At 68.4% G+C, this 23,658-nt stretch carries 27 protein-coding genes; 15 read left to right on the forward strand and 12 right to left on the reverse strand.

Annotation, left to right across the window (positions count from 1 at the left end):
- Window positions 1-105 precede the first annotated feature (105 nt).
- Window positions 106-1,209, forward strand: coding sequence for a branched-chain amino acid aminotransferase (locus ACFVM3_RS28665; RefSeq protein ID WP_378443085.1), 1,104 nt, complete (start codon window positions 106-108; stop codon window positions 1,207-1,209).
- Window positions 1,210-1,381: 172 nt separating this feature from the next.
- Here ACFVM3_RS28665 and cobT read toward each other — a convergent pair whose 3' ends face one another.
- Entirely contained in the window at window positions 1,382-2,458 is a 1,077-nt protein-coding gene (cobT, locus tag ACFVM3_RS28670; RefSeq protein ID WP_378443086.1) for a nicotinate-nucleotide--dimethylbenzimidazole phosphoribosyltransferase, read from the reverse strand.
- 93 nt (window positions 2,459-2,551) lie between these two features.
- On the opposite strand from cobT, the gene ACFVM3_RS28675 reads away from it, so the two are divergent.
- Entirely contained in the window at window positions 2,552-3,220 is a 669-nt protein-coding gene (locus ACFVM3_RS28675; protein ID WP_378443106.1) for a 2-C-methyl-D-erythritol 4-phosphate cytidylyltransferase, read from the forward strand.
- On the opposite strand, the gene ACFVM3_RS28680 is transcribed toward ACFVM3_RS28675, so the two are convergent.
- The gene (locus tag ACFVM3_RS28680) at window positions 3,217-3,621 is read right to left on the reverse strand and encodes a hypothetical protein (protein ID WP_378443087.1); all 405 of its coding nucleotides are present in this window, start codon (window positions 3,619-3,621) and stop codon (window positions 3,217-3,219) included. The genes ACFVM3_RS28675 and ACFVM3_RS28680 overlap by 4 nt on opposite strands.
- 170 nt (window positions 3,622-3,791) lie before the next feature.
- Between ACFVM3_RS28680 and ACFVM3_RS28685 the strand changes: the two genes are divergently transcribed.
- The 3 genes from ACFVM3_RS28685 to ACFVM3_RS28695 are packed head-to-tail and all read left to right on the forward strand — an operon-like array spanning window position 3,792 to window position 5,609.
- A complete protein-coding gene (locus tag ACFVM3_RS28685; RefSeq protein WP_378443088.1) occupies window positions 3,792-4,541 on the forward strand; it encodes a GntR family transcriptional regulator in 750 nt (249 codons plus the stop codon).
- Window positions 4,538-5,389 (forward strand): phosphoribosylaminoimidazolesuccinocarboxamide synthase, encoded by an 852-nt coding sequence (locus ACFVM3_RS28690; RefSeq protein WP_378443089.1) that lies wholly within the window; start codon window positions 4,538-4,540, stop codon window positions 5,387-5,389. Before ACFVM3_RS28685 ends, ACFVM3_RS28690 begins: the two co-directional genes overlap by 4 nt.
- Complete coding sequence (locus ACFVM3_RS28695) at window positions 5,382-5,609, forward strand: hypothetical protein (RefSeq protein ID WP_378443090.1); 228 nt, start codon at window positions 5,382-5,384, stop codon at window positions 5,607-5,609. Before ACFVM3_RS28690 ends, ACFVM3_RS28695 begins: the two co-directional genes overlap by 8 nt.
- Window positions 5,610-5,670: 61 nt before the next feature.
- Here the strand turns inward: ACFVM3_RS28695 and ACFVM3_RS28700 are convergent, their stop codons facing one another.
- The gene (locus ACFVM3_RS28700) at window positions 5,671-6,660 is read right to left on the reverse strand and encodes an aldo/keto reductase family protein (RefSeq protein ID WP_378443091.1); all 990 of its coding nucleotides are present in this window, start codon (window positions 6,658-6,660) and stop codon (window positions 5,671-5,673) included.
- A gap of 228 nt (window positions 6,661-6,888) precedes the next feature.
- A complete protein-coding gene (locus ACFVM3_RS28705; protein WP_378443092.1) occupies window positions 6,889-7,545 on the reverse strand; it encodes a DUF3043 domain-containing protein in 657 nt (218 codons plus the stop codon).
- A 143-nt stretch (window positions 7,546-7,688) separates the two neighbouring features.
- Here ACFVM3_RS28705 and ACFVM3_RS28710 point away from each other — a divergent pair, with 143 nt between their 5' ends.
- On the forward strand, window positions 7,689-8,066 hold the full coding sequence (locus ACFVM3_RS28710) for an iron-sulfur cluster assembly accessory protein (protein ID WP_016336060.1): 378 nt from the start codon (window positions 7,689-7,691) through the stop codon (window positions 8,064-8,066).
- Between the two features lie 72 nt (window positions 8,067-8,138).
- Here the strand turns inward: ACFVM3_RS28710 and ACFVM3_RS28715 are convergent, their stop codons facing one another.
- On the reverse strand, window positions 8,139-8,327 hold the full coding sequence (locus ACFVM3_RS28715; RefSeq protein ID WP_378443093.1) for a hypothetical protein: 189 nt from the start codon (window positions 8,325-8,327) through the stop codon (window positions 8,139-8,141).
- A gap of 141 nt (window positions 8,328-8,468) precedes the next feature.
- Here ACFVM3_RS28715 and ACFVM3_RS28720 point away from each other — a divergent pair, with 141 nt between their 5' ends.
- Window positions 8,469-9,458 carry a carbohydrate kinase family protein gene (locus ACFVM3_RS28720; protein WP_378443094.1) on the forward strand — a complete coding sequence of 330 codons (990 nt, stop codon included), beginning with the start codon at window positions 8,469-8,471 and terminating at the stop codon, window positions 9,456-9,458.
- Between the two features lie 74 nt (window positions 9,459-9,532).
- On the opposite strand, the gene ACFVM3_RS28725 is transcribed toward ACFVM3_RS28720, so the two are convergent.
- Together ACFVM3_RS28725 and asnB are read right to left on the reverse strand one after the other, a co-directional pair.
- On the reverse strand, window positions 9,533-10,186 hold the full coding sequence (locus ACFVM3_RS28725; RefSeq protein WP_378443095.1) for an alpha/beta fold hydrolase: 654 nt from the start codon (window positions 10,184-10,186) through the stop codon (window positions 9,533-9,535).
- A 54-nt stretch (window positions 10,187-10,240) separates the two neighbouring features.
- Entirely contained in the window at window positions 10,241-12,175 is a 1,935-nt protein-coding gene (gene asnB, locus ACFVM3_RS28730) for an asparagine synthase (glutamine-hydrolyzing) (RefSeq protein WP_378443096.1), read from the reverse strand.
- A 193-nt stretch (window positions 12,176-12,368) separates the two neighbouring features.
- On the opposite strand from asnB, the gene ACFVM3_RS28735 reads away from it, so the two are divergent.
- Both ACFVM3_RS28735 and ACFVM3_RS28740 read left to right on the forward strand, forming a co-directional pair.
- Window positions 12,369-13,307 carry a cytochrome c oxidase subunit II gene (locus tag ACFVM3_RS28735; RefSeq protein ID WP_378443097.1) on the forward strand — a complete coding sequence of 313 codons (939 nt, stop codon included), beginning with the start codon at window positions 12,369-12,371 and terminating at the stop codon, window positions 13,305-13,307.
- A gap of 40 nt (window positions 13,308-13,347) precedes the next feature.
- A complete protein-coding gene (locus ACFVM3_RS28740) occupies window positions 13,348-13,767 on the forward strand; it encodes a cytochrome c oxidase subunit 4 (RefSeq protein ID WP_126733782.1) in 420 nt (139 codons plus the stop codon).
- Between the two features lie 65 nt (window positions 13,768-13,832).
- Here the strand turns inward: ACFVM3_RS28740 and ACFVM3_RS28745 are convergent, their stop codons facing one another.
- On the reverse strand, window positions 13,833-14,726 hold the full coding sequence (locus ACFVM3_RS28745) for a DMT family transporter (RefSeq protein ID WP_378443098.1): 894 nt from the start codon (window positions 14,724-14,726) through the stop codon (window positions 13,833-13,835).
- Window positions 14,727-14,808: 82 nt separating this feature from the next.
- Here ACFVM3_RS28745 and ACFVM3_RS28750 point away from each other — a divergent pair, with 82 nt between their 5' ends.
- Window positions 14,809-15,771: a GlxA family transcriptional regulator gene (locus ACFVM3_RS28750; protein WP_378443099.1), complete on the forward strand. Its 963-nt coding sequence runs from the start codon at window positions 14,809-14,811 to the stop codon at window positions 15,769-15,771.
- Here ACFVM3_RS28750 and ACFVM3_RS28755 read toward each other — a convergent pair.
- On the reverse strand, window positions 15,768-16,157 hold the full coding sequence (locus tag ACFVM3_RS28755; RefSeq protein WP_378443100.1) for a cupin domain-containing protein: 390 nt from the start codon (window positions 16,155-16,157) through the stop codon (window positions 15,768-15,770). The two genes, ACFVM3_RS28750 and ACFVM3_RS28755, sit on opposite strands and share 4 nt — an antisense overlap.
- Before the next feature lie 52 nt (window positions 16,158-16,209).
- Here ACFVM3_RS28755 and ACFVM3_RS28760 point away from each other — a divergent pair, with 52 nt between their 5' ends.
- Window positions 16,210-17,175: a helix-turn-helix domain-containing protein gene (locus tag ACFVM3_RS28760; RefSeq protein ID WP_378443101.1), complete on the forward strand. Its 966-nt coding sequence runs from the start codon at window positions 16,210-16,212 to the stop codon at window positions 17,173-17,175.
- Window positions 17,176-17,297: 122 nt separating this feature from the next.
- Here ACFVM3_RS28760 and trpD read toward each other — a convergent pair whose 3' ends face one another.
- The 3 genes from trpD to ACFVM3_RS28775 all read right to left on the reverse strand — a co-directional run bounded on the left by trpD (window position 17,298) and on the right by ACFVM3_RS28775 (window position 19,223).
- Window positions 17,298-18,329 (reverse strand): anthranilate phosphoribosyltransferase, encoded by a 1,032-nt coding sequence (gene trpD, locus ACFVM3_RS28765; protein ID WP_378443102.1) that lies wholly within the window; start codon window positions 18,327-18,329, stop codon window positions 17,298-17,300.
- Between the two features lie 4 nt (window positions 18,330-18,333).
- Window positions 18,334-18,744: a hypothetical protein gene (locus ACFVM3_RS28770; RefSeq protein ID WP_016336048.1), complete on the reverse strand. Its 411-nt coding sequence runs from the start codon at window positions 18,742-18,744 to the stop codon at window positions 18,334-18,336.
- Between the two features lie 62 nt (window positions 18,745-18,806).
- Window positions 18,807-19,223, reverse strand: a complete 417-nt coding sequence (locus tag ACFVM3_RS28775; RefSeq protein ID WP_378443103.1) for a hypothetical protein — start codon at window positions 19,221-19,223, stop codon at window positions 18,807-18,809.
- A gap of 95 nt (window positions 19,224-19,318) precedes the next feature.
- On the opposite strand from ACFVM3_RS28775, the gene ACFVM3_RS28780 reads away from it, so the two are divergent.
- From ACFVM3_RS28780 to ACFVM3_RS28795, 4 genes are read left to right on the forward strand one after another with little or no spacing between them, the layout of a single operon-like run.
- Window positions 19,319-19,942: a heme-copper oxidase subunit III gene (locus tag ACFVM3_RS28780; RefSeq protein WP_091599208.1), complete on the forward strand. Its 624-nt coding sequence runs from the start codon at window positions 19,319-19,321 to the stop codon at window positions 19,940-19,942.
- A 55-nt stretch (window positions 19,943-19,997) separates the two neighbouring features.
- Window positions 19,998-20,816 carry a c-type cytochrome gene (locus ACFVM3_RS28785; protein WP_192741101.1) on the forward strand — a complete coding sequence of 273 codons (819 nt, stop codon included), beginning with the start codon at window positions 19,998-20,000 and terminating at the stop codon, window positions 20,814-20,816.
- The gene (locus ACFVM3_RS28790; RefSeq protein ID WP_378443104.1) at window positions 20,813-21,946 is read left to right on the forward strand and encodes a ubiquinol-cytochrome c reductase iron-sulfur subunit; all 1,134 of its coding nucleotides are present in this window, start codon (window positions 20,813-20,815) and stop codon (window positions 21,944-21,946) included. The genes ACFVM3_RS28785 and ACFVM3_RS28790 overlap by 4 nt, the downstream gene beginning before the upstream one ends.
- Window positions 21,943-23,610, forward strand: coding sequence for a cytochrome bc complex cytochrome b subunit (locus ACFVM3_RS28795; RefSeq protein WP_378443105.1), 1,668 nt, complete (start codon window positions 21,943-21,945; stop codon window positions 23,608-23,610). Before ACFVM3_RS28790 ends, ACFVM3_RS28795 begins: the two co-directional genes overlap by 4 nt.
- The last annotated feature ends 48 nt before the right edge of the window (window positions 23,611-23,658 follow it).

Raw genomic sequence — 23,658 nt, forward strand, 5'->3', positions numbered from 1 at the left:
GGGGCGAAGGCCCTCCCGTGTTCGTCCCGACGGACAGATCGCGGGAGGTAAAGATATGCGGACGTCCGACTAACGTGGGTCCGACCAAGCGTTATCGTCTTAGTCATGACGACCTCGACGCAGTTCACCCACCTCCCGCACCCGAGCCCCGCGAGCCCGGAACGCGTCGCGGACGTATTGGCCGCACCCGGCTTCGGCCTGCACTTCACCGACCACATGGTGACCGTGAAATGGAGTGCCGAGCAGGGCTGGCACGACGCCACCGTCGGGCCGTACGCGCCACTCACCCTCGACCCGGCGACCTCCGTGCTGCACTACGGCCAGGCGATCTTCGAGGGGCTCAAAGCGTACCGCCAGCCGGACGGCACGATCGCGGCGTTCCGTCCCGACGCCAACGCGATCCGGTTCCGAAACTCGGCCGAGCGCCTCGCCATGCCGCAGCTGCCGGTGGAGACGTTCCTCGACTCGATCCGCGAGCTCATCGCGGTCGACGCCCGCTGGGTCCCGACGAAGCCGGGCGAGTCGCTGTACCTGCGGCCGTTCATGATCTCCACCGAAGCCGGGCTCGGCGTCAACCGGCCCGCGAACGAGTACCTCTACGCGCTGATCGGCTCGCCCGCCGGCTCGTACTTCGCCGGTGGCGTGAAGCCGGTGAGCGTCTGGCTCTCGACCGAGTACGTGCGCGCCGTCCCCGGCGGCACCGGCGAGGCGAAGTGCGCGGGCAACTACGCGGCCTCCTTCGTCGCGCAGGCGCAGGCCGTGGAGAAGGGCTGCGACCAGGTCGTGTGGCTCGACGCGGTCGAGAGGCGCTGGGTCGAGGAAATGGGCGGGATGAACCTGTTCTTCGTCTTCGGCTCCGGTGACGAGGCCCGTGTCGTGACCCCGGAACTGACCGGCTCGCTGCTGCCGGGCGTGACCCGCAAGTCGCTGCTGGAACTGGCGAAGTCGTTCGGGCACCAGGTCGAGGAGCGGCGCGTCTCCACCGACGAGTGGGAGAAGGCGGCGGCTTCCGGCGAGCTGACCGAGGTGTTCGCCTGCGGGACCGCGGCGGTCATCACGCCGGTCGGGCACGTGAAGCACGCGGGCGGCGAGTTTTCCGTCGCGGGCGGGCAGCCCGGCGAGCTGACGATGAAGCTGCGCGGCGCGCTGACCGGGATCCAGGAGGGCACGCGGCCCGCTCCGGAAGGCTGGATGTACCCGCTGGGCTGAGCCCGAAGTCCGTGAAGGCCTCCTTCCCTACCTTGAGCGTAGGGAAGGAGGCCTTCGCTACGTCGGTGGCGGGCGGTACCCGGGGATGCAATGAAAGGCTCTTTCCTTGCAAAATTTGCAAGGAAAGAGCCTTTCATTGCATCCCTGAGGCGGAACGAGCGGCCGGCGGGCGTCAGGAAGCGGGGGCCTCGATCAGCGGCCCGCTCACCCCGGCCTGCTCGTGCGTGGCCATCTCCGCGAGCACCCGCGTCGCCATGAACACCAGCGGCAGCGCCGCGACCGCGCCCGTCCCCTCGCCGAGGCGCACGTCCAGATCAAGGATCGGGTCCAGGTCGAGGTGTTCCAGCGCCAGCGCGTGCGCGGGTTCGCCGCCCCGCTGGCCCGCGGCCCACCACTGCCGCGCGCCGGGGACGAGTTCCTCGGCGACCAGCGCGGCCGCGGAGGCGACCAGGCCGTCCAGGATCACCGGCGTCTTCCGGAGCGAGGCCTGCGCGAGGAAACCCGCCATCGCGGCGATGTCGGCGCCCGCGGCGGTGCGCAGCAGGGCGACCGGGTCGGCCAGCACGGTCCGCGCGCGCCGCAGCGCGTCACGGACCGCCGCGGCCTTGCGCATCCAGGCGTTGTCGTCGATGCCCGAGCCTCGGCCGACGACGGCCACCGGCTCGCTGCCGGTCAGCGCCGCGACCAGCACCGATGCAGGCGTGCTGTTGCCGATCCCGAGGTCGCCCGCGATGAGCAGGTCGGCCCCGCCGTCGACCTCGGCGTCGGCGATCGCCCGGCCCGCGCGGACGGCGGCACGCGCCTCCTCGTCGGTCAGCGCGTCCTCGACGTCGATCGAACCGGAGCCCCGCCGCACCTTGAACTCGCCGATCGACCGCGTCGCGGGGGCGTCGCTGTCGACGGCCATGTCGACGACCCGGACGCTCGCGCCCGCCGAAGCCGCCAGGACGTTGATGGCCGCGCCGCCGGTCAGCATGCTGCCGACGAGTTGCGCGGTGACCTCAGCCGGGTAGGCCGAGACGCCCTTCGCGGCGATGCCGTGGTCTCCGGCGAACACCACGACCCTGGGCCGCGTGAACGGCCGCGGCGGCGACTGGCCCTGGCAGGCCGCGACCCAAACGCCCAGTTCTTCCAGCCTGCCCAGCGAACCGGCAGGCTTGATCAGTTTCGAGTGCAGGGCGATCGCCGCCGAGCGCGCGTGTTCATCAGGCTGCTCGACTTCGGCGAACTCGAGGATTTCGTCGTCCAACGCCCTGCCCCTTCGGATCGCTTCGGTGGCCGGGCCCAACCTACCCACTCGCCTGTGCCAGAGTTGCCTGTGGCTCAGACGAAGGCCGCCGGGGTGGTGCTCGCGAGCGGAGCGGGCACCCGGGTCGGCGCCGAACTCAACAAGGTGTACCTGCCGGTGGCCGGCAAGCGGGTCGTCGCGTGGTCGCTCGACGCGTTCGCCCGCGTGCCCGGAATCGACGTGCTCGTGCTGGTCATCCGGCCGCAGGACACCGAACTCGCGCATGAGGTGCTCGCCGCGCATCCGGGCGAGGTCGAACTCGTCCACGGCGGCGCGACGCGCCAGGGTTCGGAGCTGAACGCCTTGCGCCACTTGGCTTCCCGTATCGAGAGCGGTGAGATCGACGCGGTATTGCTGCACGACGCGGCCCGCCCGCTCGTCACCCCGGAACTGATCGCGGACGTCCTCGCCGACACCCGGCGGTACGGGGGAGCGGTGCCAGGGGTCGCGGCCGACGACATCGTGCGCGTCGACGGCGACACCGTTTCCGACGCGCTGCCCGGAGCGATCAGGGTGCAGACACCGCAGGGTTTCCGCGCCTGCCAGTTGCTCGAAGCCTACGAAACGGCCGAGCGGGAGGGTTTCGTCGGCACGGACACGTCTTCGTGCATGGAAAGGTTCTCCGCGCTGCCGGTGCGGTGGGTTCCGGGCAGCGCGGAGAACCTCAAGATCACCTACCCGCACGACCTCGTTGTCGCCGAGCAGGTGATCGGCCGAGGTTAGGGATCTCCCTGGTCGGCCTTGGCCGGTATGGCGGGCAGGATGGTGACCGGCTGACGCGCCTCCATCGGGATCACGCAGTCCGGATGTGGTTGCAGCAACTGGATCGGCGCGGCGGCGTCGCCGGGCGCCGGGATGGTGAGCACGGCGCGCAGGGTCCAGTCGGCCGTGGAGTGGTACTGCCACGAGACGAGCGCCGGACGGAAGACGTCCGTCTCGGCGACCGTGGTGACGCGGAAGGCGCTCGCCCGTTCTTCCCCGCGGAGGATGAGGACGTCGGCGCAGGTGTCCCATTGGAACACCGCGGCACAGACCTCCGGTTCCTCCCGTGGGCCGAAGATGTAGACGACCCACCGGCGTCTTCGAAGCTCTTCGAGCAGTTCGTCGATGCTCAGGTGGTTCATCGAGCCCCCTAACGGGTTTCGGGAACTTCTCGGAGAGTAACAGGTGTACTAGAGCACCGTCCAGAATGTGTACTAGTACGTAATAATGGGGTGTGAGCAGGATCCTTGGTGCTCGCCCATTGGTGTGCTAGAACGCTTGTGCGCACCGCGCGACCTTGTGAGGAGTCACCTTGCCCGCCGTCGATCGACCCGAACCGCCGTATCTCCAGATCGCGGGAAGTATTCGCGACGACATCGTTTCGGGCAGGCTCAAGGAAGGCGACGCGGTCCCGTCCGCGCGGGAGATCGCCAGGAACTGGAACGTCGCGATGGCGACGGCGATGAAGGTCCTCTCGACGCTCCGCGCCGAAGGTCTGGTCCGCGCGGTACGCGGGATCGGCACAGTGGTGCAGACCAGAGCGCTGCACCGCTCCGCGCACGATCGGACGATCTCGATCGCGCGAACCGGCAAGGTCTATCCACCGGGCCACTACGCGAAAATCCGCGAAGCAGGCCTCCTGCCCGCACCGGACCGGGTGGCGGGCGCGCTCGGAATCGATGAAGGTACTCCGGTGATCCGTCGGCGACGGACCACGTATGCGGGCGAAGGCCGGCCGGTGTCGACGTCGGTCTCGTGGTTCGACGGCGCCGTCGCGGCGAAGGCTCCTTTGCTCTTCGAGCCGGTGCGGATCGTCGAAGGCACGGTCAAATACGTGGCGGACCGGACAGGTCGTGTTCTGGCGTCGACCCATTCTCAGCACGCCGCGGGGCTGGCGGGTGCCGAGGAGGCGGCGGAACTCGGCGTGGCCGAAGGTTCGGCGATTCTGTTGAGTCGCAACAGGTTTCTGTCCGCCGAGGGCGACGTACTCGAGTACGGCGAATCGGCGGCGTTGCCGGACCACTGGATTTTTTACGAATACAACATCGAGGACGGGGCATGAAGCACATTCACGCGGGTAAGGTCCGGGACCTTTACGAAATCGACGGCGACATTCTGCTCGTCGCCTCGGATCGCGTTTCGGTCTACGACGTCTCGCTGCCGACCCCGATCCCGGACAAGGGCGCGCTGCTGAACCAGCTTTCCGCCTGGTGGTTCGAAAAGATGGCCGACGTGGTGCCGAACCACGTCATCTCCACGACCGACGTCCCCGCCGAATTCGCCGGTCGCGCCATGCGGTGCAAGCCGTTGAAGATGATCCAGGTCGAGTGCATCGCGCGCGGCTACCTCACCGGTCTCGGAATGCGTGAATACCGGCGCGACGGCAAGGTTTCCGGCGTCGAACTGCCCGCCGGTCTCGTCGAGGCGGACAAGCTGCCCGAGCCGATCTTCACGCCGACCACGAAGATCTCCGACACCGGCCACGACGAGTTCATGACCTTCGCGGACGTCGTGAACGAGATCGGCAAGGAGACCGCGGACCGCCTCCGCGATCTGACGCTCGAGGTCTATACCAAGGGCGCGGAGCACGCGGCGAAGAACGGCATCATCATCGCCGACACCAAGATCGAATTCGGGTTCGACGCCGACGGTGTGCTGACGCTCGGGGACGAGGTGCTCACGTCGGACTCGTCGCGTTTCTGGCCCGCCGACGAATACGAGCCGGGCCGCACGCAGCACGCGTTCGACAAGCAGTTCGTCCGCGACTGGTCCACGACCACCGGCTGGGACAAGACGCCGCCCGGGCCCGCCATCCCGGACGAGATCGTCGAGGCGACCCGCAAGCGCTACACCGAGGTCTACGAGCGGATCACCGGGAAGACCTGGGCTCCCGGTGGTGATCATGCCTGAGCAGCAGGTCTACGACCCGTACCGGTTGATCGACGACGTCGAGGGCCTGCTGATCCAGCGGGGCCACCGGCCGGAGCGGCTCGACGGCCGGACCGGCGACCGGGTCGCCGGCGCGAGCAGGTTGCTGCGGGGTCTGGGCATCGATCCCCTGCGCGCCCCCGGTGACGCCCTCGACCTCGACGGTCAGGTCGCGTACCACGCCCGCGTGCACGGGGACTGACGGCATTCAGTCGACTAAGTGCGGGAAAAGCGTCCGCGCTTAGTCGACTGAATGCGGGGGATCAGGGCGAGCGGGTCAGCGTCGGGTCGGTCTCGGTGACGCCGTCGAGGGCCTCGTCGATCGCGGCGAGCAGATCCGCGTCCAGCTTCACACCGGCCGCCTTCACGTTCTCGTGCACCTGCTCCGGCCGCGAGGCACCGATGATCGCCGAAGCGACGTTCGGGTTCTGCAGCACCCACGCCACGGACAGCTGGGCCATCGTCAGGCCCGCCTTGTCCGCGATCGGCTGAAGCCGCTGGACGCGCTCGAGGACGTCGTCGTTGAGGAAGCGGGCGACCATGTTCGCGCCGCCCTTCTCGTCGGTCGCGCGGGAACCTTCGGGCAGCGGCTGACCGGGCTTGTACTTGCCGGTGAGCACGCCCTGCGCGATCGGCGACCAGACGATCTGGCTGAGCCCTTCGCGTTCGGAGGCCGGGATGACCTGCGCCTCGATGACCCGCCACAGCGCGTTGTACTGCGGCTGGTTCGAGATGAGGGGCACGTTCAGTTCGCGTGCGATCGCCGCGCCCTGGGTGATCTGCTCGGCGGTCCACTCGGAGACGCCGACGTAGAGCACCTTGCCCTGGCGGACGAGGTCGGCGAAGGCGAGGAACGTCTCTTCGAGCGGGACGGTCCGGTCGAACCGGTGCGCCTGGTAGAGGTCGACGTAGTCGGTGCCGAGCCGCTTCAGCGAAGCGTTCGCCGACTCCATGATGTGCTTGCGGCCCAGGCCCTGGTCGTTCGGGCCCTTGGGGCCGGTCGGCCAGTAGGCCTTGGTGAAGATCTCCAGGCTCTCGCGGCGCAGGCCCTTCAGGCCGCGGCCGAGCACCGATTCGGCGGCCGTGTTGGCGTAGACATCAGCGGTGTCGAAGGTGGTGATGCCGACGTCGAGCGCCGCCTTGATGCAGGCCTGGGCCTGGTCCTCTTCCACCTGGGACCCGTGGGTGAGCCAGTTGCCGTACGAGATCTCACTGACATTGAGGCCGCTGCGGCCCAGTCGTCGAAACTCCATGGGCGCGACTCTACCCCAGGCCGTTAGCCACGCTAACGACCCGGGTTTCGCCTGATCAGTGCCGGTCAGTGAACCCGCGACCGCGATCGACGTCGGCAAGGCGCCGTTGGGGCGAGCACGTCACGTCGTGTGGCCGGGGCGCCCTGCCACCGCGATAGCGGGGCCTCCGGCCGGGCGGGTTCACGCTGCTGGCGCAGCCGGCGGATACAACCCAGCTCCGCCGCTCACTCAGACCTTGTCGCCGGGCTTCACACGCGGCTTGGGAACCCGCAGCTTGCGGATCTGGCTCGCGCGGATGAAGGAGTACCAGCCGACGGAGGTGCCCTTGATCGTCTCGTTCGGGAACTTCAGGCGGACCATCTTCGCGATCCGGCGCCCGCTGAGAAAACCTTCGACGATCATGCCGAGCAGCATCACGGTGCACAGGAGCGTCGCGTACCGCTGGACCTCGGGGTACGGCAGGATCAGCGCGACGAACACCAGGATCGCCAGCGGCATGAACAGGCCGAGCAGGTTGCGCCGCGAGTCGACCAGGTCACGGATGTACGCCTTGACCGGGCCGCGGTCACGAGGGAGCAGGTACTTGTCCTCGCCCGCCATCATCCGCTCACGGCGTTCCTTGGCGGCGTTGCGCTGCTTGAGCTTGTACTCCGGATCGGCCTTCGCGGACTTCCGGAGCTCCTTGTTGCGCTTCATCGCCTCCCGCATGGTGGTCGGCGGGGGCGCCACCGGGCCGCGGCGCTTGGCCTCGGCCTCACGCCGCTTGGGCGTGGCCTTGCCCTTTCCGGGCGTGTACGACTTGGCCTGGACCTCGACGGCGTCGTCGCCGGGGGTCTCGGTGTCCGTCGTGGCGGAGTCTGTGGTGCTACGGCGCAGGAACCTCACCCCACCAGGGTAGTCGCGGGCGTCACGGTGCCACGCACCAGGCCGAGCGATATGTCACCATGGTGGGGAACAGATCGGGACTCCGACGTGTTGGACCATGTGCAAGACGAGTACCCGCAGCGAGTTCGACCAGAGGGAGAACCATGACGACCGCTGAGCAGGCAGCCGCAGCTCAGGCCGAAACCGCCGAGGAGACCCACGGCGTCACGTTGACCGACGCCGCCGCCAGCAAGGCGAAGGCCCTGCTCGAGCAGGAGGGCCGCGACGACATGCACCTGCGCATCGCCGTCCAGCCCGGTGGGTGCGCGGGCCTGCGCTACCAGCTGTTCTTCGACGAGCGCACGCTCGACGGTGACCTGTTCCGTGACTTCGACGGCCTTCGCGTCGCCGTCGACCGGATGAGCGCGCCGTACGTGTCGAGCGCCGTGATCGACTTCGTCGACTCGATCGAGAAGCAGGGCTTCACGATCGACAACCCCAACGCGACCGGTAGCTGCGCCTGCGGCGACAGCTTCCACTGATCCGCGTCGAGGCATGAAGAAGGGCCGCGAACCTCACCCAGGTCGCGGCCCTTCTTCATGCCCGGAACGGGATCAGACGTAGGCGTCCAGATCGGCGACCTGGGCGTGGCACCGCTCGTCCACGGTCCAGGGCGGAGCGATCTGCCGGGGCAGTGGCAGGTTCTCGGCCTGGAGGGACGACGGGATGCCGGCACAGTCGGCGATGAGTTCGCCGATCGATTCCGGTTCGCGGTGATACGTGGAAGTGGTCACGAACGACAAGCTAATGACTCGTGTTCGAGTAGGACACCACTACCAACCGGTAGTGTTGATGGCCGTGCCCGAAGCAACCCGTATGGGGCATGACCTGCGGGTAACTTAGCCGTCCTCGCTTCGGCGGGGCCGACCGACCAAGGAGAACCGGTGGCAGACAACGCCAGGATCGCGGTATCCGGCAGTATCGCAACCGACCACCTCATGCACTTCCCAGGCAGGTTCGCCGAGCAGCTCATCGCCGAGCAGCTGCACCGGGTGTCCCTGAGCTTCCTGGCCGATGACCTCGTCGTCCGGCGTGGCGGGATCGGCGCGAACATCGCCTTCGGGCTCGGGGTGCTCGGCAAGTGCCCGATCCTGGTCGGCGCGGTGGGCTCGGACTTCGCGGACTACCGGTCCTGGCTCGAGCGGCACGGCGTCGACACCGCCGGGGTGCTGGTCTCCGAGGTCGCGCACACCGCCCGCTTCGTCTGCACCACCGACGAGGACCTCTGCCAGATCGCCACCTTCTATGCCGGCGCGATGGCGGAATCCCGCAACATCGAGCTGGAGCCGGTCGCCACGCACGCCGGTGAGCTGTCGCTCGTGCTGATCAGCCCGGACGACCCCGAAGGCATGGTCCGGCACGCCGAGGAGTGCCGCCAGCGCGGCTACACCTTCGCCGTCGACCCCTCGCAGCAGCTGGCCCGGATGGACGGCGAGCAGGTGCGTGCCTTCGTCGAGGGCGCGAAGTACCTGTTCAGCAACGACTACGAATGGGAACTGCTGCTGCAGAAGACCGGCTGGTCCGAGGCCGACGTCCTCGACCGCGTCGGCATGCGGATCACCACGCTCGGGGAGAAGGGCGTCGAGATCGTCGGCAAGGACGGCCTCGCGCTGCAGATCGGCGCCGTCCCGGAACGCGGCAAGGTCGACCCGACCGGCGTCGGCGACGGCTTCCGCGCCGGGTTCATCGCCGGTGTCGACGGCGGTCTCGGGCTGGAACGTTCGGCCCAGCTCGGTTCGCTGATCGCCGTGCTGGTGCTGGAGACCGTGGGCACGCAGGAATGGTCCTTCGACCGCGCCGACGTGCTCGGCCGCCTCAAGGAGGCCTTCGGCCCGGAGTCCGCCGAGGAGATCGCGGCGATCCTGCCCGCTTGAGCTGAAGGGGACTTTCCCCTCATGTGATGCAGCGAAGGGGCCCTTCACCGCGTGAGACGCGGGGAAGGGGCCCTTCAGCCACGTCCGGTCAGGATCCCGCAGATCTCGGCCGGGCGGGAGATATGGGGGCAGTGCCCGGCGTCGATCTCGATCGGGGTGACGCCGAGCCGTTCCCGCGCGGCCCGGCGCAGCCACTCCGGCCGGAGCGTGCGGTCCCGGGTGGGGACGATCACGGTCGACGGGGTCTCCGGCGCGGCCCCGGCTGGATGCGTCGCGAGTACCGCGGGGGCGAATAGCCGCAAGCTGTCCAGCGCCTGCCGTTCGGTCTCGGGATCGCAGTCGTGGAAGAGGAATTCCGCCGCTTTCGCCGGATCCGCCGTCGGGTCCACGCCGACCCAGTCGGGTTCGAGCACGGCCGGTGCCTCGTCGCGAAGGCTTCGCCCGCCGTCGAAGTCGGGGATGTAGGCGGCGACCCACACCATGGCCCGCGCGTCGAGCGCCTCGGCGATCGCGGGAAGCAGCACCCCGGAGCCGGAATGGGCCACGACGACCGGCCGCCCGCCGTCGTACTGGTCCCGCGCGTGCTGCGCGTAGCCCTCGATCGGCAGTTCCACCGGGGTCAGCAGATCCACGGCGATCGCGCGGTGCCCGGCGGCGGTGAGCAGCTTGGCCACTCGGTCCCAGCCCGCCGGGCTCTGCGTCGTGCCGTGCACGAGGACGAAGTCCATCCCTCCATGCTGGCCTTCACCAGGTGACCGGTGAAGGCCAGTACGGAGTCGTGACTAGAGCTTCACCGGGTAGACGGGTTCCGGCACCTCGGGCTTGATGCGGTTCTCGACGAAGATGCCGTGCCACAGCATGAACACCAGCAGCGCCCACAACTGACGGCTGCGGTCGAGCTGCCCGGCCTTGTGCTCTTCGAGCAGCGCCAGGACGGCCTTCTTGTCGAGCAGCGCGTCGGTCTGCGAGTCCGAGATGATGCCCTTGGCCCAGTCGTACATCTCGTTGCGCAGCCACAGCCGGATCGGCACCGGGAAGCCCAGCTTGCGCCGGTTCAGCACGTGCCCCGGGATGATCTTCGCCAGCGCCTGGCGCAGCGCGTACTTCGTGGTGCCGTGCGCGAGCTTCTGGTCGAGCGGGATGGTCGAAGCGACCTTGAACACCTCGGCGTCGAGGAACGGCACGCGCAGTTCCAGCGAGTTCGCCATGGTCACCTTGTCGGCCTTGACCAGGATGTCGCCGCGCAACCAGGTGTAGAGGTCGACGTGCTGCATCCGCGCGACCGGGTCCCAGTTCTCGGAGATCTTGTACCAAGGCGCGGTGACGTCCTTGAAGCCGATCCCGTCCTCGTACGTGCGCAGCACCTTGCGGAGCTGGTCGTCGCGGAAGTTGCGCGCGTTGCCGTAGTAGCGGTCCTCCAACGGCAGCGCCCCGCGCCGCAGCAGGTCCTTGCCGCGGGTGCCTTCCGGGATCTTCGTGGAGACCTTGCCGATGATCTTCCGCATCCCGCCGGGGATCTTCTCGAACGGCGCGAGGGAGATCGGCTCGTTGTAGATCGTGTAGCCGCAGAAGAGCTCGTCGGCGCCTTCGCCGGACAGCACCGCCTTGACGTGCTTGCGCGCTTCGCGGGCGATGAACCACAGCGGCACGAGCGCCGGGTCGGCCACTGGGTCGTCGAGGTACCAGACGATGAGCGGCAGCGCCTCCATCATCTCGTCCGCCGACACCGTGCGGACCACGTGCTTCACGCCGATCGCGGCGGCCGATTCGGCGGCGACGTCGACCTCGGAGTAGCCCTCGCGCTCGAAACCGGTGGTGAACGCGATCAGGTTCGGGTTGTGCTCCTTGGCCAGCGTCGCGGTCGCGGTGGAGTCGATGCCGCCGGAGAGGAACGCGCCGACCGTGACGTCCGGGTCGGAGATCATGTGCTTGCCGACCGAGTCGCGCATCACATCGGCGATGCGCTCGTACAGCTCGTCGGCCTCGGCCTGGTTGTTGACCGGCTTGGCGTTGAACTGCGGGTGGAAGTAGCGCGTGAACTCGACGTCACCGCCGGGGACGACCCGGAACGACGTGCCGGACTCGACCCGGCGGACGCCGGTGTGCATCGACTCGGGCTCCGGCACGTACTGCAGCACCAGGTAGTGCTGCAGGGCCGTCTTGTCCAGCTTGTCCTCGACACCGAGCACGCTCGAAAGCTCCAGCAGGCTCTTCTTCTCGCTGGAGAAGGCGACCTTGCCGGGGCCGGCGGAGTAGAACAGCGGTTTGATGCCGAACGGGTCGCGCGCGCCGAAGACGACCTTCTCCTGGGAGTCCCAGATCATGAAGGCGAACATCCCGCGCAGCTTCTTCACCGCGTCGTCGCCGAGGTAGTGGTACGCCGCGACGATCGCCTCGCCGTCACCCTCTGTGGCGAATTTCGCACCGTGCTCGGCGGCCAGCTCGTCGCGCAGCTCTTTGTAGTTGTAGATCTCGCCGTTGAAGTTCAGCGTGTAGCGCTCGGGGGCCTCGGGCGGACCCCAGATCAGCGGCTGGTGGGCGTGGTCGACGTCGATGAAGGCCAGCCGGTTGAACCCGTAGACGACCTCGGCGTCGGCCCAGGTGTCGTGCTCGTCGGGGCCCCGGTGCCGCTGGCAGCGCATGGCCGCGTCGACGGCGTCACGGGCGCTCGCCGCGTCGGCTTCGGTCGAACAGATCAGTCCAAGCAGGCCGCACACGTCTAGTTCACACACCTCTTGTTGGCCGAGCGGGGGAGAAGGGCCCAGTATGCCGGTGGGTGTGTACGCCGGGATGTGGTGGGGGATACGCGTGTTGGGGTTACCCCTTAGTCAGCGCGGCGCCGCAACTCGGCTAGGCTCCGGCTGTCACGAAGATCGGTCGAGGAGGCTCTGGGTGAAAGGGCAAGGCGCAGTGGGAAATCCAGAGCGCACCCCAGTTAAGCGGGCTGGTCGCGTCGCAGCGCTCGCCGCGCTGGTGATGCTGACGGCGACGGGCTGTTCCGGGGAAGAGATCCTCCGCTTCGGCTGGCCGGTCGGGGTGACCCCGCAGGCGCGCGACATGCAGACGCTGTGGACGTGGACCGTCATCGCCGCGCTGGTCGTCGGTGTCATCGTCTGGGCGCTGATCTTCTGGACCGCGATCTTCCACCGCAAGAAGAAGACCGCCGACGGCGTGGAGGAGGAACTGCCCCGTCAGTTCCAGTACAACATCCCGCTGGAGCTCTTCACGGTCGTCGTCCCGACGATCATGGTCTGCGTGCTGTTCTTCTTCACCGCGACCACCGAGAACCGCGTGCTCGCCGAGACGGACAACCCGGACGTCACGGTCGACATCGTCGCGTTCCAGTGGAACTGGGAGTTCAAGTACAAGAGCGACTCCAAGAACCACGAGGACCCCGAGATCACCACGGTCGGCAGCTCGACCGAGATCCCGCTGCTGGTCCTGCCGACGAACAAGACGATCCAGTACAACCTGCGGTCGGCCGACGTCATCCACTCGTTCTGGGTGCCGGAGTTCAACTTCAAGCGGGACGTCATGCCGGACCCGGAGAAGAACAACCAGGACTTCACCTTCCAGAACCTGATCGACAAGGAAGGTTCGTTCGTCGGCCGCTGCGCCGAACTGTGCGGCACCTACCACTCGGGGATGAACTTCGAGGTCAGGGCGATCTCGCCGGACAAGTACGCGCAGTACATCCAGCTCCGCGGCACGGTGAACCCGAAGAGCGGCAAGCCGAACACGGCGTCCGAGGCGCTGACGGCGATGAACTGCGGCGAGCTGTGCGCGCCCTACGCCGTCACCACCACCCCGTTCAACACCGACCGCACCGCGCGGGTCGCGTCCAACTGACCCGGCTGTTCGAGCCCGAAACAGGAGTGAGGCAACGTCCATGAAGGTCGAAGGACGGATTTTCTTCCTCGTCGCGGTCTTCTCCGTCGTCGTGGCGGGTATCTACGCGTACATGACCGGAACGATGACACGGGACGGCGTCGAGCCGGTCGGTGTGGTGGCCCTGATCCTCACCGGTGGCCTGGCCTTCCTGGCCGGGAGCTACCTGCAGTTCGTGGCGCGGCGTATCGAGCCGCGCCCGGAGGACCGGGAAGACGCCGAGATCAGCGACGGTGCCGGTGAGCTGGGCTTCTTCAGCCCTGGCAGCTACTGGCCGGTCGGGCTCGCGGCGGCCGCCGCGCTGACCGGTGTCGCGCTCGCGTTCTTCCACGTCTGGCTGCTGATCATCGCGCTGGGCCTGGTCATCGTCGCCATCGGCGGGCTGGTGTTCGAGTACCACACGGGCCCGAACCACGAGTGACGTCTTGACGCCGAAACGGCGCCCCGCTCCCTGTGGAGCCGGGCGCCGTTTTCGCGTTCAGAGGACTAAACGCGGGCGGGTAGCGGCGCTTCTTTCGCTTCGGGCTTGGGTGCTCGCTTCGGCGCGAGCGCCGCGGCCAGGACGGCCAGCATCCCGACGATCTCCGGCCACGTCGGCCGGTGCCCGTAGGCGAGGACGTCCACCACCACCGCGACCACCGGATAGACGTAGGACAGCAGTGCCACCGTCGTGGTCGGCAGCTTGCCGATGCTCGCGTACATCAGGACGTACATCAGGGCGGTGTGCACGGTCCCCAGCAGGACCAGCCACAGCAGCCCCGAGGTGTCCGTGGGCAGCGGTGTGACGAGCAGGGCGGGTGCGAGCACGATCGTGCCGGTCACCAGCTGGACGGCCGCCAGGACGTGCGGGCGAACGTGCTTGAGCTGCTTCGCGACGAAGGAAGCGCCTGCGTACAGCGCGGCCGCGCCGAGGGCGAGCGCGATCCCCTCCAGCCGCACGGGTTTCCCGTCGGCGCCGTGCGCGGACAGCGAGATGAGCGTCACCCCGCCGAACGCGATCAGCGCCCGGATCAGCTGGCTCTTCGCCATCTTCTCGCCGAGGAACGCCGCCGCGAGACCGACCAGCATCAGCGGCTGGGTGTGGTAGACGACGGTGCTGACCCCGATCGACGACAGCGAGTACGAGGCGAACAGCAGCACCCAGTTCCCGACCAGGAACAGCCCGCCGAGGACGGCGAGCAGCAGGTCGCGGCGGCTGAGCGTCCATGGGCGGAGCCAGCCACGTGCGGCGCTCCACACCAGGAGCAGCAGGCCGCCGACAAGGCTCCTCGCGAACGCCACGGCGGGCGCGTCGGCGCCGCTTTCGAGAACGACGGCACCGATCGTGCCGGAGAGTGCCATCGCGGCGGTCCACTGCAACACGGGGTTGTTCTTGTTCATGGCGACCACTTTCGCCCTCGCGCCCGCGTTCGACCAGTGTCAGAGATGACATCGACCGCAAAACTTATGACACACTGGGCGCATGGATGTGAGGAAGGTCGCGGTGGTGCTCGCCGACCAGGTCTCGCCGTTCGAACTCGGCGTCGCGTGCGAGGTCTTCGGCACGGATCGCAGCGCTGACGGCATCGAAGGCTGGGATTTCGCGGTGTGCTCGCCCGGCGGCGAGAACGTCCTGAGCTGGTCCGGCTTCGGGCTCGATGGCCTGGAGAGCCTGGACTTCGCGGCGTCGGCGGACCTGCTGATCGTCCCGACCTGCGCGCCGCGCAGCGCGAGCCCTCCGGAGCCGGTGCTCGAAGTCCTGCGTGACGCGGCGAGCCGGGGCGCCTGGGTCGCGGGCTTCTGCGCGGGCGTCTTTTCGCTCGGGTACGCGGGGCTGCTCGACGGGCGCAACTGCACGGTGCACTGGGTCTACGAGCAGGAGTTCCGGTCGCGCTTCCCGACGGCGAAGGTCGATCCGAAGGCGTTGTACGTCGACGACGGCGGTGTCCTCACCAGCGCGGGAACCGTCGCCGCCGTCGACCTGTGCCTGCATCTGGTGCGCGAACTGCGTGGCGTCGCCGCGGCCACCACGCTGGCCAGGCGGATGGTCGCGGCGCCGCACCGGGTCGGCGGGCAGGCGCAGTTCGTGCAGGCGCCGGTGCCCGAGACCGCCGCGCCGGACGACACCGTGCTCGCCGAAGCGCTCGAATGGATCGAGCGGCGCTTGGACCGGCCGTTCACCGTCGCGGAACTCGCCAGGCGCAGCGGATTGGGGGAGCGCACGTTCCTGCGCCGGTTCTCGGCGGCCACCGGGACGACGCCGCACCGGTGGCTCACCGAACGCCGTCTCGACCGCGCGCAGTCACTGCTCGAAGAAGGCCGTCTGTCCATTGAGGACATAGCGGCCGCCTGCGGCTACGCCTCCGCCGCGGCGCTGCGGCATCAGTTCGGCAAGCTGCGCGGGACCAGCCCGAGTGCTTACCGCAGGACGTTTTCCGCCGGCTAGATCTCCTGCCCCACGGTGACATGGACGTGGTCGGGGACCTCGTCGTGCTTGTCGCCGACGGTGAGCGTTCCGGTCGGTTCGAACAGCAACAGCGACGCACCGTCCACTGAGGACGGTTTGTGATACGTCCCGCGCGGGACGACGAAAATCGAGCCGCGTGGGAGCGTGACGACCCGTTCGCCGGTGTCCTCGCGCAGCGCGATGTCCAAGGTGCCGTCGAGGACGAGGAAGAACTCGTCGGTGTTCTCGTGAACGTGCCAGACGTGCTCGCCCGCGACCTTGGCGAGGCGGACGTCGTAGTCGTTGACGTGCGCGACGATCCGCGGGCTCCAGATCTCGTCGAAGCCTGCCAGCGCGGTTCCCAGATCGATCGGTTGCTTGCTCATGATCCGATCCTGGTCGCTGGACCGTCGGAGGAGTGAGTGCTAGGAATCGCATATGTCGCATGATTCCTCGCACGAGGTCGCCGTCCTGGTCGACGAAGGATCCAATCCCTTCGAAATGGGCGTCGCGACGGAGCTCTTCGGCCTGCGGCGGCCGGAGCTGGGCAGACCTTGGTACGGCTTCACGCTGTGCGCCGCCGAGCCGTCGGTGCGCATGCACCTGGGCATGTTCACGCTCACCGGGGTCGCGGGGCTCGAAGCCGTCGAGGCCGCGGACACGGTGATCGTGCCCAACCGGCCCGATCCGGAGGTCCCGGCCAAGGAGGCGGTGCTGGCGGCCATCCGTGCCGCGGCCGCGCGGGGTGCCCGGCTGGTGAGCTTCTGCACCGGCGCCTTCACCCTCGCGCAGGCGGGTGTCCTGGACGGACGGCGCGCGACGACCCACTGGAGGTGGGCGGGACTCTTCCGCGAGCTGTATCCCGAAGTGCGGCTGGAGCCGGACGTCCTCTTCGTCGACGACGGCGACGTCCTGACCGCGGCGGGCAGTGCGGCCGCGCTCGATCTGGGGCTGCACCTGGTCAGCCGCGACCACGGTGCCGAGATCGCCAACGCGGTGAGTAGACGGCTGGTGTTCGCTGGGCACCGCGACGGCGGCCAGCGGCAGTTCGTCGAGCGGCCGCTGCCGCCGGTGCCGGACACCTCGCTGGCGCCGGTGCTCGCCTGGGCGCGTGAACGGCTGGACCGCCCGCTCACCGTCGCCGACCTCGCCGCGCGGGCTGCGGCCAGCCAGGCGACGCTGCACCGGCGGTTCCGTGCCGAACTGGGGACGACGCCGCTGGCGTGGCTCACCACGGAACGGATCGCGCTGGCGTGCCGGCTGATCGAGCGCGGGGAGCAGCGGCTGGACCTGGTGGCGCGGGCGTCGGGGTTCGGTACCGCCGCGAACCTGCGTACGCAGCTTCGGCGGGCTACGGGACTGACGCCTTCGGCTTACCGGGCGCGGTTCAGTACCGCTTCGTAGCGGTTCGCCCGTGCCCTTCATGCCACGCGCAGGGAGGGGCGCTCGGACGTCATGAAAGGGTCGTTCAGGACAAAAGATGTCCTGAACGACGACCCTGTCATGACACTGCGGGACGTGAGGGGTCAGGCGAAGGCGATCCACCGGTTCAGCAGGTCGGCCGCCGCGCCCGAGTCGATGGCCGACGCCGCCCGCGCGAACCCGGCGGCCAGGTCGTCTTCCAGTGACCCCGAGAATCCGGTGAAAGCCGCCAGCGCGGCCGCCGAGTTGAGCAGCACCGCGTCCCGGACCGGCCCGGTCTTCCCGGCCATCACCTGCCGGAACACCTCGGCGTTGTGCGCCGCGCCGCCGCCGCGCAGATCCTCCGCGGTCACCCTGGGGATGTTCAGCGACGCGGGATCGAAGCTCCGCTCGGTGATCTCCCCGCCGGAGACCACCCACACCGAACTCGTGGTCGTGGTCGTGATCTCGTCCAGCCCGTCGTCGCCGCGCACCAGCAGCACGGTCATGCCGCGCCGCGCGAACACCTCGGCGAGCACGCGGGTCTTGTCCTCGTACGCGCAGCCGATCAGCGAACTGCGTGGTTGCGCGGGGTTGGTCAGCGGGCCGAGCAGGTTGAACGTCGTCGGCACGCCGAGTTCGCCGCGGGTCGGGCCGGCGTGGCGCAGGGCGGGGTGGAACTTCGGCGCGAAGCAGAAACCGATGCCCAGTTCGTTCACGCTCCGCTGGACCGTCTCGGGCGGCAGGTCGATGGTGACGCCCAGCTCCTCCAGCACATCGGCCGCGCCGGACTTCGACGACGCGCTCCGGTTGCCGTGCTTGGCCACCGGGGCGCCCGCCGCGGCCGTCACCACCGTGGCCATGGTGGAGATGTTGACCGAATTGGAGCGGTCGCCGCCGGTGCCGACGATGTCCACCGACGGCCTGTCGATCGTCACCCGCCTGGCGTGCGCCAGCATGGCGTCGGCCATGCCGGAGATCTCCGCCGGTGTCTCACCCTTCGCGCGCAGCGCGACGGCGAACCCGGCGATCTGGGAGGGTGTCGCCGCCCCGCTCATGATCTGGTCCATCGCCCACGCGGTGTCCTCCTCGGACAGGTCCGCGCGAGCGATGAGCTGATTGAGCAGGGAAGGCCAGGTCTTGGCGGCCGCGCTCATCGGCTCAGCCGTGCACGGCCGGCACCCGCCGGGCGCGCAGCACGTCAGCGACGGTCTCGGCGGCGGTCAGCGGGTCGAGCGGGTGGACCAGCACCGCGTCGGCCTGCGACCAGGTCGCGAGCCAGCGGTCGTCCTTGCGCCGGACCGAGACCACGATCGGCGGGCAGTCCTCGATCTCGTTCTTCAGCTGACGGGTCAGCCCGATGCCCCCGGTCGGCTGGGCCTCGCCGTCGAGGATGGCCAGGTCCACGTTGCCCGCGTCCATCTCGACGAGGACCTCGGAGATGCCGGACGCCTCGGTGTAGTCCACCCGGCCGAGGTCGGCGGCGGGCCTGCGGCCGACGGCGTTGATGATCGCCTCGCGCACCTCCGCCTTGTGGCTGAACACCAGGATCCGCATCGCCTGCTCGCCCATGAGCGCGCCTCCGCCTCGTCTAAGTCATGTCGACCCCGCGATGTTATCCGCCATGACCGACATCACGTGGACGCACCCGACGGCTGGAGCGCGTCCCAGCCCAGCGAATCCCCGCCGAGCCGCTGCGCGAGGCCCGCCATCCGCGACCGTTCCTGCGCGCAGTGCAGCGCGTCGAGGGTCTGGACCCGCACCGCGTGCGCGACCGCGAGATCCCCGTCGGGACCCTGTTCTCGCAGCTCCCAGCCGTCCTGGGCGAGGATCGTGGCCGCCTCGGCCACCTTTTCGGGCGGCAGCTTCAAGTGATGGCGCAGGATCGCGGGTGCTTCGGCGACCCAAGAGGGTGATCTCGCCAACGCCGAGGAATCGGCCTCGGCGGGGTCGAAGGCCTCCACGACGACCTCCACGCCGGGCGTGTCGACGGTCAGGCCTGGCACGGAAGGCTTCCTGACCAGGTCACGGAGCCGATCTAGTAAACCCATGAGTAGCCCGGTTCCCACTTTCGTTCAGATGTGACCCGACACGCACGCGACTTGCCGTGGACCCACCCGGCGGGCGCCATGCGTGAGAGGACATAATGCGACGCGTGACAACGGCAGCTCCCACCATCAGCCAGCGGGTCCACTCGCTGAACCGGCCGAACATGGTCAGTGTCGGCACCATTGTGTGGCTGTCCAGCGAACTGATGTTCTTCGCCGGACTGTTCGCCATGTTCTTCACCGTGAAGGCGCAGAACGCGTCCGGCCAATGGCCGCCGCCGCTGCACGGTGAGCCCTTCCACCTGAACATCGCGCTGGCGATCCCGTTCACCGTGATCCTCGTGGCGTCGTCGTTCACCTGCCAGTTCGGCGTGTTCGCCGCCGAAAAGGGTGACGTGTTCGGCCTCCGCCGCTGGTACATCATCACGTTGATCATGGGCGCGATCTTCGTGGGTGGCCAGGCTTACGAGTACCTGAACCTGATCCACGAGGGTCTGACGATCCCGTCCGGCGCGTACGGCACGGTCTTCTACCTCGCGACCGGGTTCCACGGCCTGCACGTCATCGGCGGGCTCATCGCGTTCGTGTACTTGCTCATCCGCACCAAGCTGAGCAAGTTCACCCCGGCTCAGGCCACCTCGGCGATCGTCGTGTCGTACTACTGGCACTTCGTCGACATCGTGTGGGTGGGCCTGTTCGCGGTGATCTACATCCTTCCGTGAACGAAGCCGCCACCACGACCTATCGGCCTGAACTGACAGCAAGGGTTGCCGCAAGATGACCTCCAGCAAGAACAACACGGAGCGCCGCTTCCGCAAGCGGTCGAAGGCTCGCAGGCGGTTCGCCGGCGCGCTGGCGCTCGGGATCGCGCTGCTGAGCGTGGGCGGGTTGTACGCCGTTTTCGCCCCGGAGCCGCAGACCGCGCAGGCGCAGGGCGAATCCGCCCTCCTGCGTGAGGGCGAGAAGCTCTACAACAACACCTGTATCGAATGTCACGGGCCGAAGCTCGAAGGTGTCACCGACCGTGGCCCGAGCCTCATCGGCATCGGCGACGCGGCCGTGTACTTCCAGACCTCCACCGGCCGCATGCCCGCCGTGCGGCAGGAAGCCCAGGCGCAGCGTAAGCCGCCGAAGCTGACCGAGGCCGAGATCAACGCGCTGGGTGCCTACATCCAGGCCAACGGCGGTGGCGCGCAGCGTCCCGCCGAGAAGGGTGACGCGCTGCGCGGCGAGGACGTCGCGCGCGGCAGCGAGCTCTTCCGCCTCAACTGCGCCTCCTGCCACGGCTTCACCGGCCGCGGTGGCGCGCTGTCCTCGGGCAAGTTCGCCCCGAACCTGGACCCGGCCACGGAAGAGCAGATCTACACCGCGATGCTCACCGGGCCGCAGAACATGCCCAAGTTCTCCGACCGGCAGCTGTCGCCGGAGGAGAAGAAGGACATCATCGCGTTCGTGAAGTCCGTGAGCAACGGGAACAACTCACCCGGCGGTAACTCGCTCGGCGGTCTTGGCCCGGCCTCGGAGGGCGCGATCGCGTGGATCGTCGGGATCGCCGCGCTGATCGGCGTGACGTTGTGGATTGGATCGAAGGCATGAGCGCCGAAGGGCCGAAGCCGCCGACAGAGGCGGAGTTGGCGGACATGGATCGCGACCAGCTGGTCAAGCTGGGTACCGCGCTCGACGGGGTCGAGATCGTCGAATACCCGACGCCCTGGCCGGTCGAGGGGACGAAGGCGGAGAAGCGCGCCGAGCGCTCCGTCGCCCTCTGGTTCGTGCTGGCCGCGCTGTCCGGCCTCGCGTTCGTGGTCCTCCTCGCGTGGCCGCACTGGTTCGAGTACAAGGAGCCGGGCACGCACGGCTACACCATGTACACGCTGTACACGCCGCTGCTCGGTGTCACGCTCGGCGTGGCCGTGCTCGCCATCGGCGTCGGCGCCGTCCTCTACACCAAGAAGTTCATCCCGGCCGAGGTCGCGGTCCAGGAGCGCGGGGACGGCGGGTCGAAAGAGGTCGACAAGGCCACCATCCTCGCCCAGCTGGCCGACTCGGGCAGCCGCAGCACCATCGCGCGCCGCTCGATGATCAAGCGGTCCGCGGGCGCCGGTGCCGGTGTGCTCGGCCTCGCCGTCGCGGCGCTGCCGGTCGCGTCCTTCATCAAGGACCCGTGGAAGGACACCGAGAACCGCGACTCGCTGTGGCACTCGGGCTGGAAGAAGAACTTCCCGGAAGAGAAGGTCTACCTGCGCCGCAACACCGGTCGCCCCCACGAGATCTCCCTGGTCAAGGCCGAGGACCTCGACGCGGGCGCGATGGAGACGGTGTTCCCGTACCGCGAGTCCGAGAAGGACGACGAGCACGCGCTGTCGGCCGCCTTCAAACGCGTCGACAACCCGGTCATGCTGATCCGTCTCCGCCCGACCGACGCCGCCAAGGTCGTCAAGCGTCAGGGCCAGGAGGACTACAACTTCGGCGACTACTACGCGTACACGAAGATCTGCAGCCACGTCGGCTGCCCGACCTCCCTGTACGAGCAGCGGACCAACCGCATCCTCTGCCCCTGTCACCAGTCCCAGTTCGACGCGCTCCACTACGCCAAGCCGATTTTCGGGCCGGCGACCCGTCCCTTGGCCCAGCTTCCGATTACAGTGGACTCTGAGGGCTACCTGATCGCGCGCGGAGACTTCAACGAGGCCGTCGGACCGGCCTTTTGGGAGCGTAAGTCATGAGTTCACTCACCACCCCGACGAAGGGGACGAACCCGGTCGAGAAGGCCGCGGGCGCTGGTGCGAAGTGGGCCGACGACCGGTATCACCTGGCCAAGGGCATGCGGCACCAGCTCAACAAGGTGTTCCCGACGCACTGGTCGTTCCTGCTCGGCGAGATCGCGCTCTACAGCTTCATCATCCTGTTGCTGTCGGGTGTCTATCTCACGCTGTTCTTCGACCCCTCCATGGAGGAGGTCGTCTACAACGGCAGCTACACCGGCCTGCAGGGCGTCGAGATGTCGCGGGCCTTCGCGACCACGCTGGACATCTCGTTCGACGTCCGCGGCGGTCTGTTCGTCCGCCAGCTGCACCACTGGGCCGCGCTGATCTTCGTGGCCTCGATGATGGTGCACATGTTCCGGATCTTCTTCACCGGCGCGTTCCGGCGCCCGCGTGAGGCGAACTGGGTCATCGGTGCGCTGCTGCTGGTCCTGGGCATGTTCGAGGGCTTCTTCGGCTACTCGCTCCCGGACGACCTGCTCTCCGGTACCGGTATCCGCGCGACCCTGTCGGGCATCGTGCTCTCGGTGCCGGTCATGGGCACCTGGATCCACTGGGCGCTGTTCGGCGGGGAGTTCCCCGGCAACGAGATCATCCCGCGCCTGTACACGATCCACATCCTGCTGCTGCCGGGCATCATGCTCGGCCTGGTGGCCGCGCACCTCGCGCTCGTCTGGTACCAGAAGCACACGCAGTTCCCCGGCGTGCGCCGCAAGGAGACCAACGTCGTCGGCGTCCGCATCATGCCGGTCTTCGCGCTCAAGGGCGGTGCGTTCTTCGCGCTGGTCACCGGCGTCATCGCGCTGATGTCGGGCCTCTTCCAGATCAACCCGATCTGGAACATCGGCCCGTACAACGCGGCGCAGGTGTCGGCGGGTTCACAGCCGGACTGGTACATGGCCTGGGCCGACGGCATGCTGCGGATCTGGCCCGCGTGGGAGCTCTACCTCGGGAACTACACGGTCCCGGCGGTGTTCTTCCCCGGCGCGATCGGGATGCCGCTGCTGATCGGGTTGCTGGTGATGTACCCCTGGATCGAGCGAAAGCTGTCCAAGGACACCGCGCACCACAACCTGTTGCAGCGTCCGCGTGACGTCCCGGTGCGGACCTCGCTGGGCATCATGGCCCTGACGTTCTTCGCGGTCATCATGCTCTCGGGCTTCAACGACATCATCGCGTTCGCCTTCGACATCTCGCTGAACGCGACGACGTGGGCGGGCCGGATCGGTGTCCTGCTGCTGCCGCCGATCGCGTACTACATCACCTACCGGATCTGCCTCGGCCTCCAGCGGGCCGACCGCGAGGTGCTGGAGCACGGTGTCGAAACCGGCATCATTAAGCGCCTGCCGCACGGTGAGTTCATCGAGATCCACCAGCCGCTCGGCCCGGTCGACGACCACGGCCACGCGATCCCGCTCGAGTACCAGGGCGCGTCGGTGCCGAAGAAGATGAACAAGCTCGGCTCGGCCGGGCACGCCGTCGCCGGTTCGACCTGGTCCCCGGACCCGGTCGAGGAGACGATCGCGCTGGAGCGCGCCCGGTCCAACGGGCACGGCAACGGCAAGGTCGACGACATCGGTGGCGAGCCTTCGCAGGAGCGCAAGGAGATCACCTCCGGGCACTAGCTCGTCAGAAGTACATGAAGGCCCCCTTCCTTGCGCCTGGCGCAAGGA

The organism is Amycolatopsis sp. NPDC057786, assembly GCF_042797905.1.
In the GTDB taxonomy this organism is placed as follows: domain Bacteria; phylum Actinomycetota; class Actinomycetes; order Mycobacteriales; family Pseudonocardiaceae; genus Amycolatopsis.

What these genes read in the sequence shown, in the direction of transcription:
- ACFVM3_RS28665 (WP_378443085.1), top strand. Translation starts at nt 106, where the DNA reads ATGACGACCTCGACGCAGTTCACCCACCTCCCGCACCCGAGCCCCGCG.
- ACFVM3_RS28680 (WP_378443087.1), bottom strand. Translation starts at nt 3,621, where the DNA reads ATGAACCACCTGAGCATCGACGAACTGCTCGAAGAGCTTCGAAGACGC.
- ACFVM3_RS28690 (WP_378443089.1), top strand. Translation starts at nt 4,538, where the DNA reads ATGAAGCACATTCACGCGGGTAAGGTCCGGGACCTTTACGAAATCGAC.
- ACFVM3_RS28695 (WP_378443090.1), top strand. Translation starts at nt 5,382, where the DNA reads ATGCCTGAGCAGCAGGTCTACGACCCGTACCGGTTGATCGACGACGTC.
- ACFVM3_RS28700 (WP_378443091.1), bottom strand. Translation starts at nt 6,660, where the DNA reads ATGGAGTTTCGACGACTGGGCCGCAGCGGCCTCAATGTCAGTGAGATC.
- ACFVM3_RS28710 (WP_016336060.1), top strand. Translation starts at nt 7,689, where the DNA reads ATGACGACCGCTGAGCAGGCAGCCGCAGCTCAGGCCGAAACCGCCGAG.
- ACFVM3_RS28725 (WP_378443095.1), bottom strand. Translation starts at nt 10,186, where the DNA reads ATGGACTTCGTCCTCGTGCACGGCACGACGCAGAGCCCGGCGGGCTGG.
- ACFVM3_RS28740 (WP_126733782.1), top strand. Translation starts at nt 13,348, where the DNA reads ATGAAGGTCGAAGGACGGATTTTCTTCCTCGTCGCGGTCTTCTCCGTC.
- ACFVM3_RS28745 (WP_378443098.1), bottom strand. Translation starts at nt 14,726, where the DNA reads ATGAACAAGAACAACCCCGTGTTGCAGTGGACCGCCGCGATGGCACTC.
- ACFVM3_RS28750 (WP_378443099.1), top strand. Translation starts at nt 14,809, where the DNA reads ATGGATGTGAGGAAGGTCGCGGTGGTGCTCGCCGACCAGGTCTCGCCG.
- ACFVM3_RS28755 (WP_378443100.1), bottom strand. Translation starts at nt 16,157, where the DNA reads ATGAGCAAGCAACCGATCGATCTGGGAACCGCGCTGGCAGGCTTCGAC.
- ACFVM3_RS28760 (WP_378443101.1), top strand. Translation starts at nt 16,210, where the DNA reads ATGTCGCATGATTCCTCGCACGAGGTCGCCGTCCTGGTCGACGAAGGA.
- trpD (WP_378443102.1), bottom strand. Translation starts at nt 18,329, where the DNA reads ATGAGCGCGGCCGCCAAGACCTGGCCTTCCCTGCTCAATCAGCTCATC.
- ACFVM3_RS28770 (WP_016336048.1), bottom strand. Translation starts at nt 18,744, where the DNA reads ATGGGCGAGCAGGCGATGCGGATCCTGGTGTTCAGCCACAAGGCGGAG.
- ACFVM3_RS28775 (WP_378443103.1), bottom strand. Translation starts at nt 19,223, where the DNA reads ATGGGTTTACTAGATCGGCTCCGTGACCTGGTCAGGAAGCCTTCCGTG.
- ACFVM3_RS28780 (WP_091599208.1), top strand. Translation starts at nt 19,319, where the DNA reads ATGCGACGCGTGACAACGGCAGCTCCCACCATCAGCCAGCGGGTCCAC.
- ACFVM3_RS28785 (WP_192741101.1), top strand. Translation starts at nt 19,998, where the DNA reads ATGACCTCCAGCAAGAACAACACGGAGCGCCGCTTCCGCAAGCGGTCG.
- ACFVM3_RS28790 (WP_378443104.1), top strand. Translation starts at nt 20,813, where the DNA reads ATGAGCGCCGAAGGGCCGAAGCCGCCGACAGAGGCGGAGTTGGCGGAC.
- ACFVM3_RS28795 (WP_378443105.1), top strand. Translation starts at nt 21,943, where the DNA reads ATGAGTTCACTCACCACCCCGACGAAGGGGACGAACCCGGTCGAGAAG.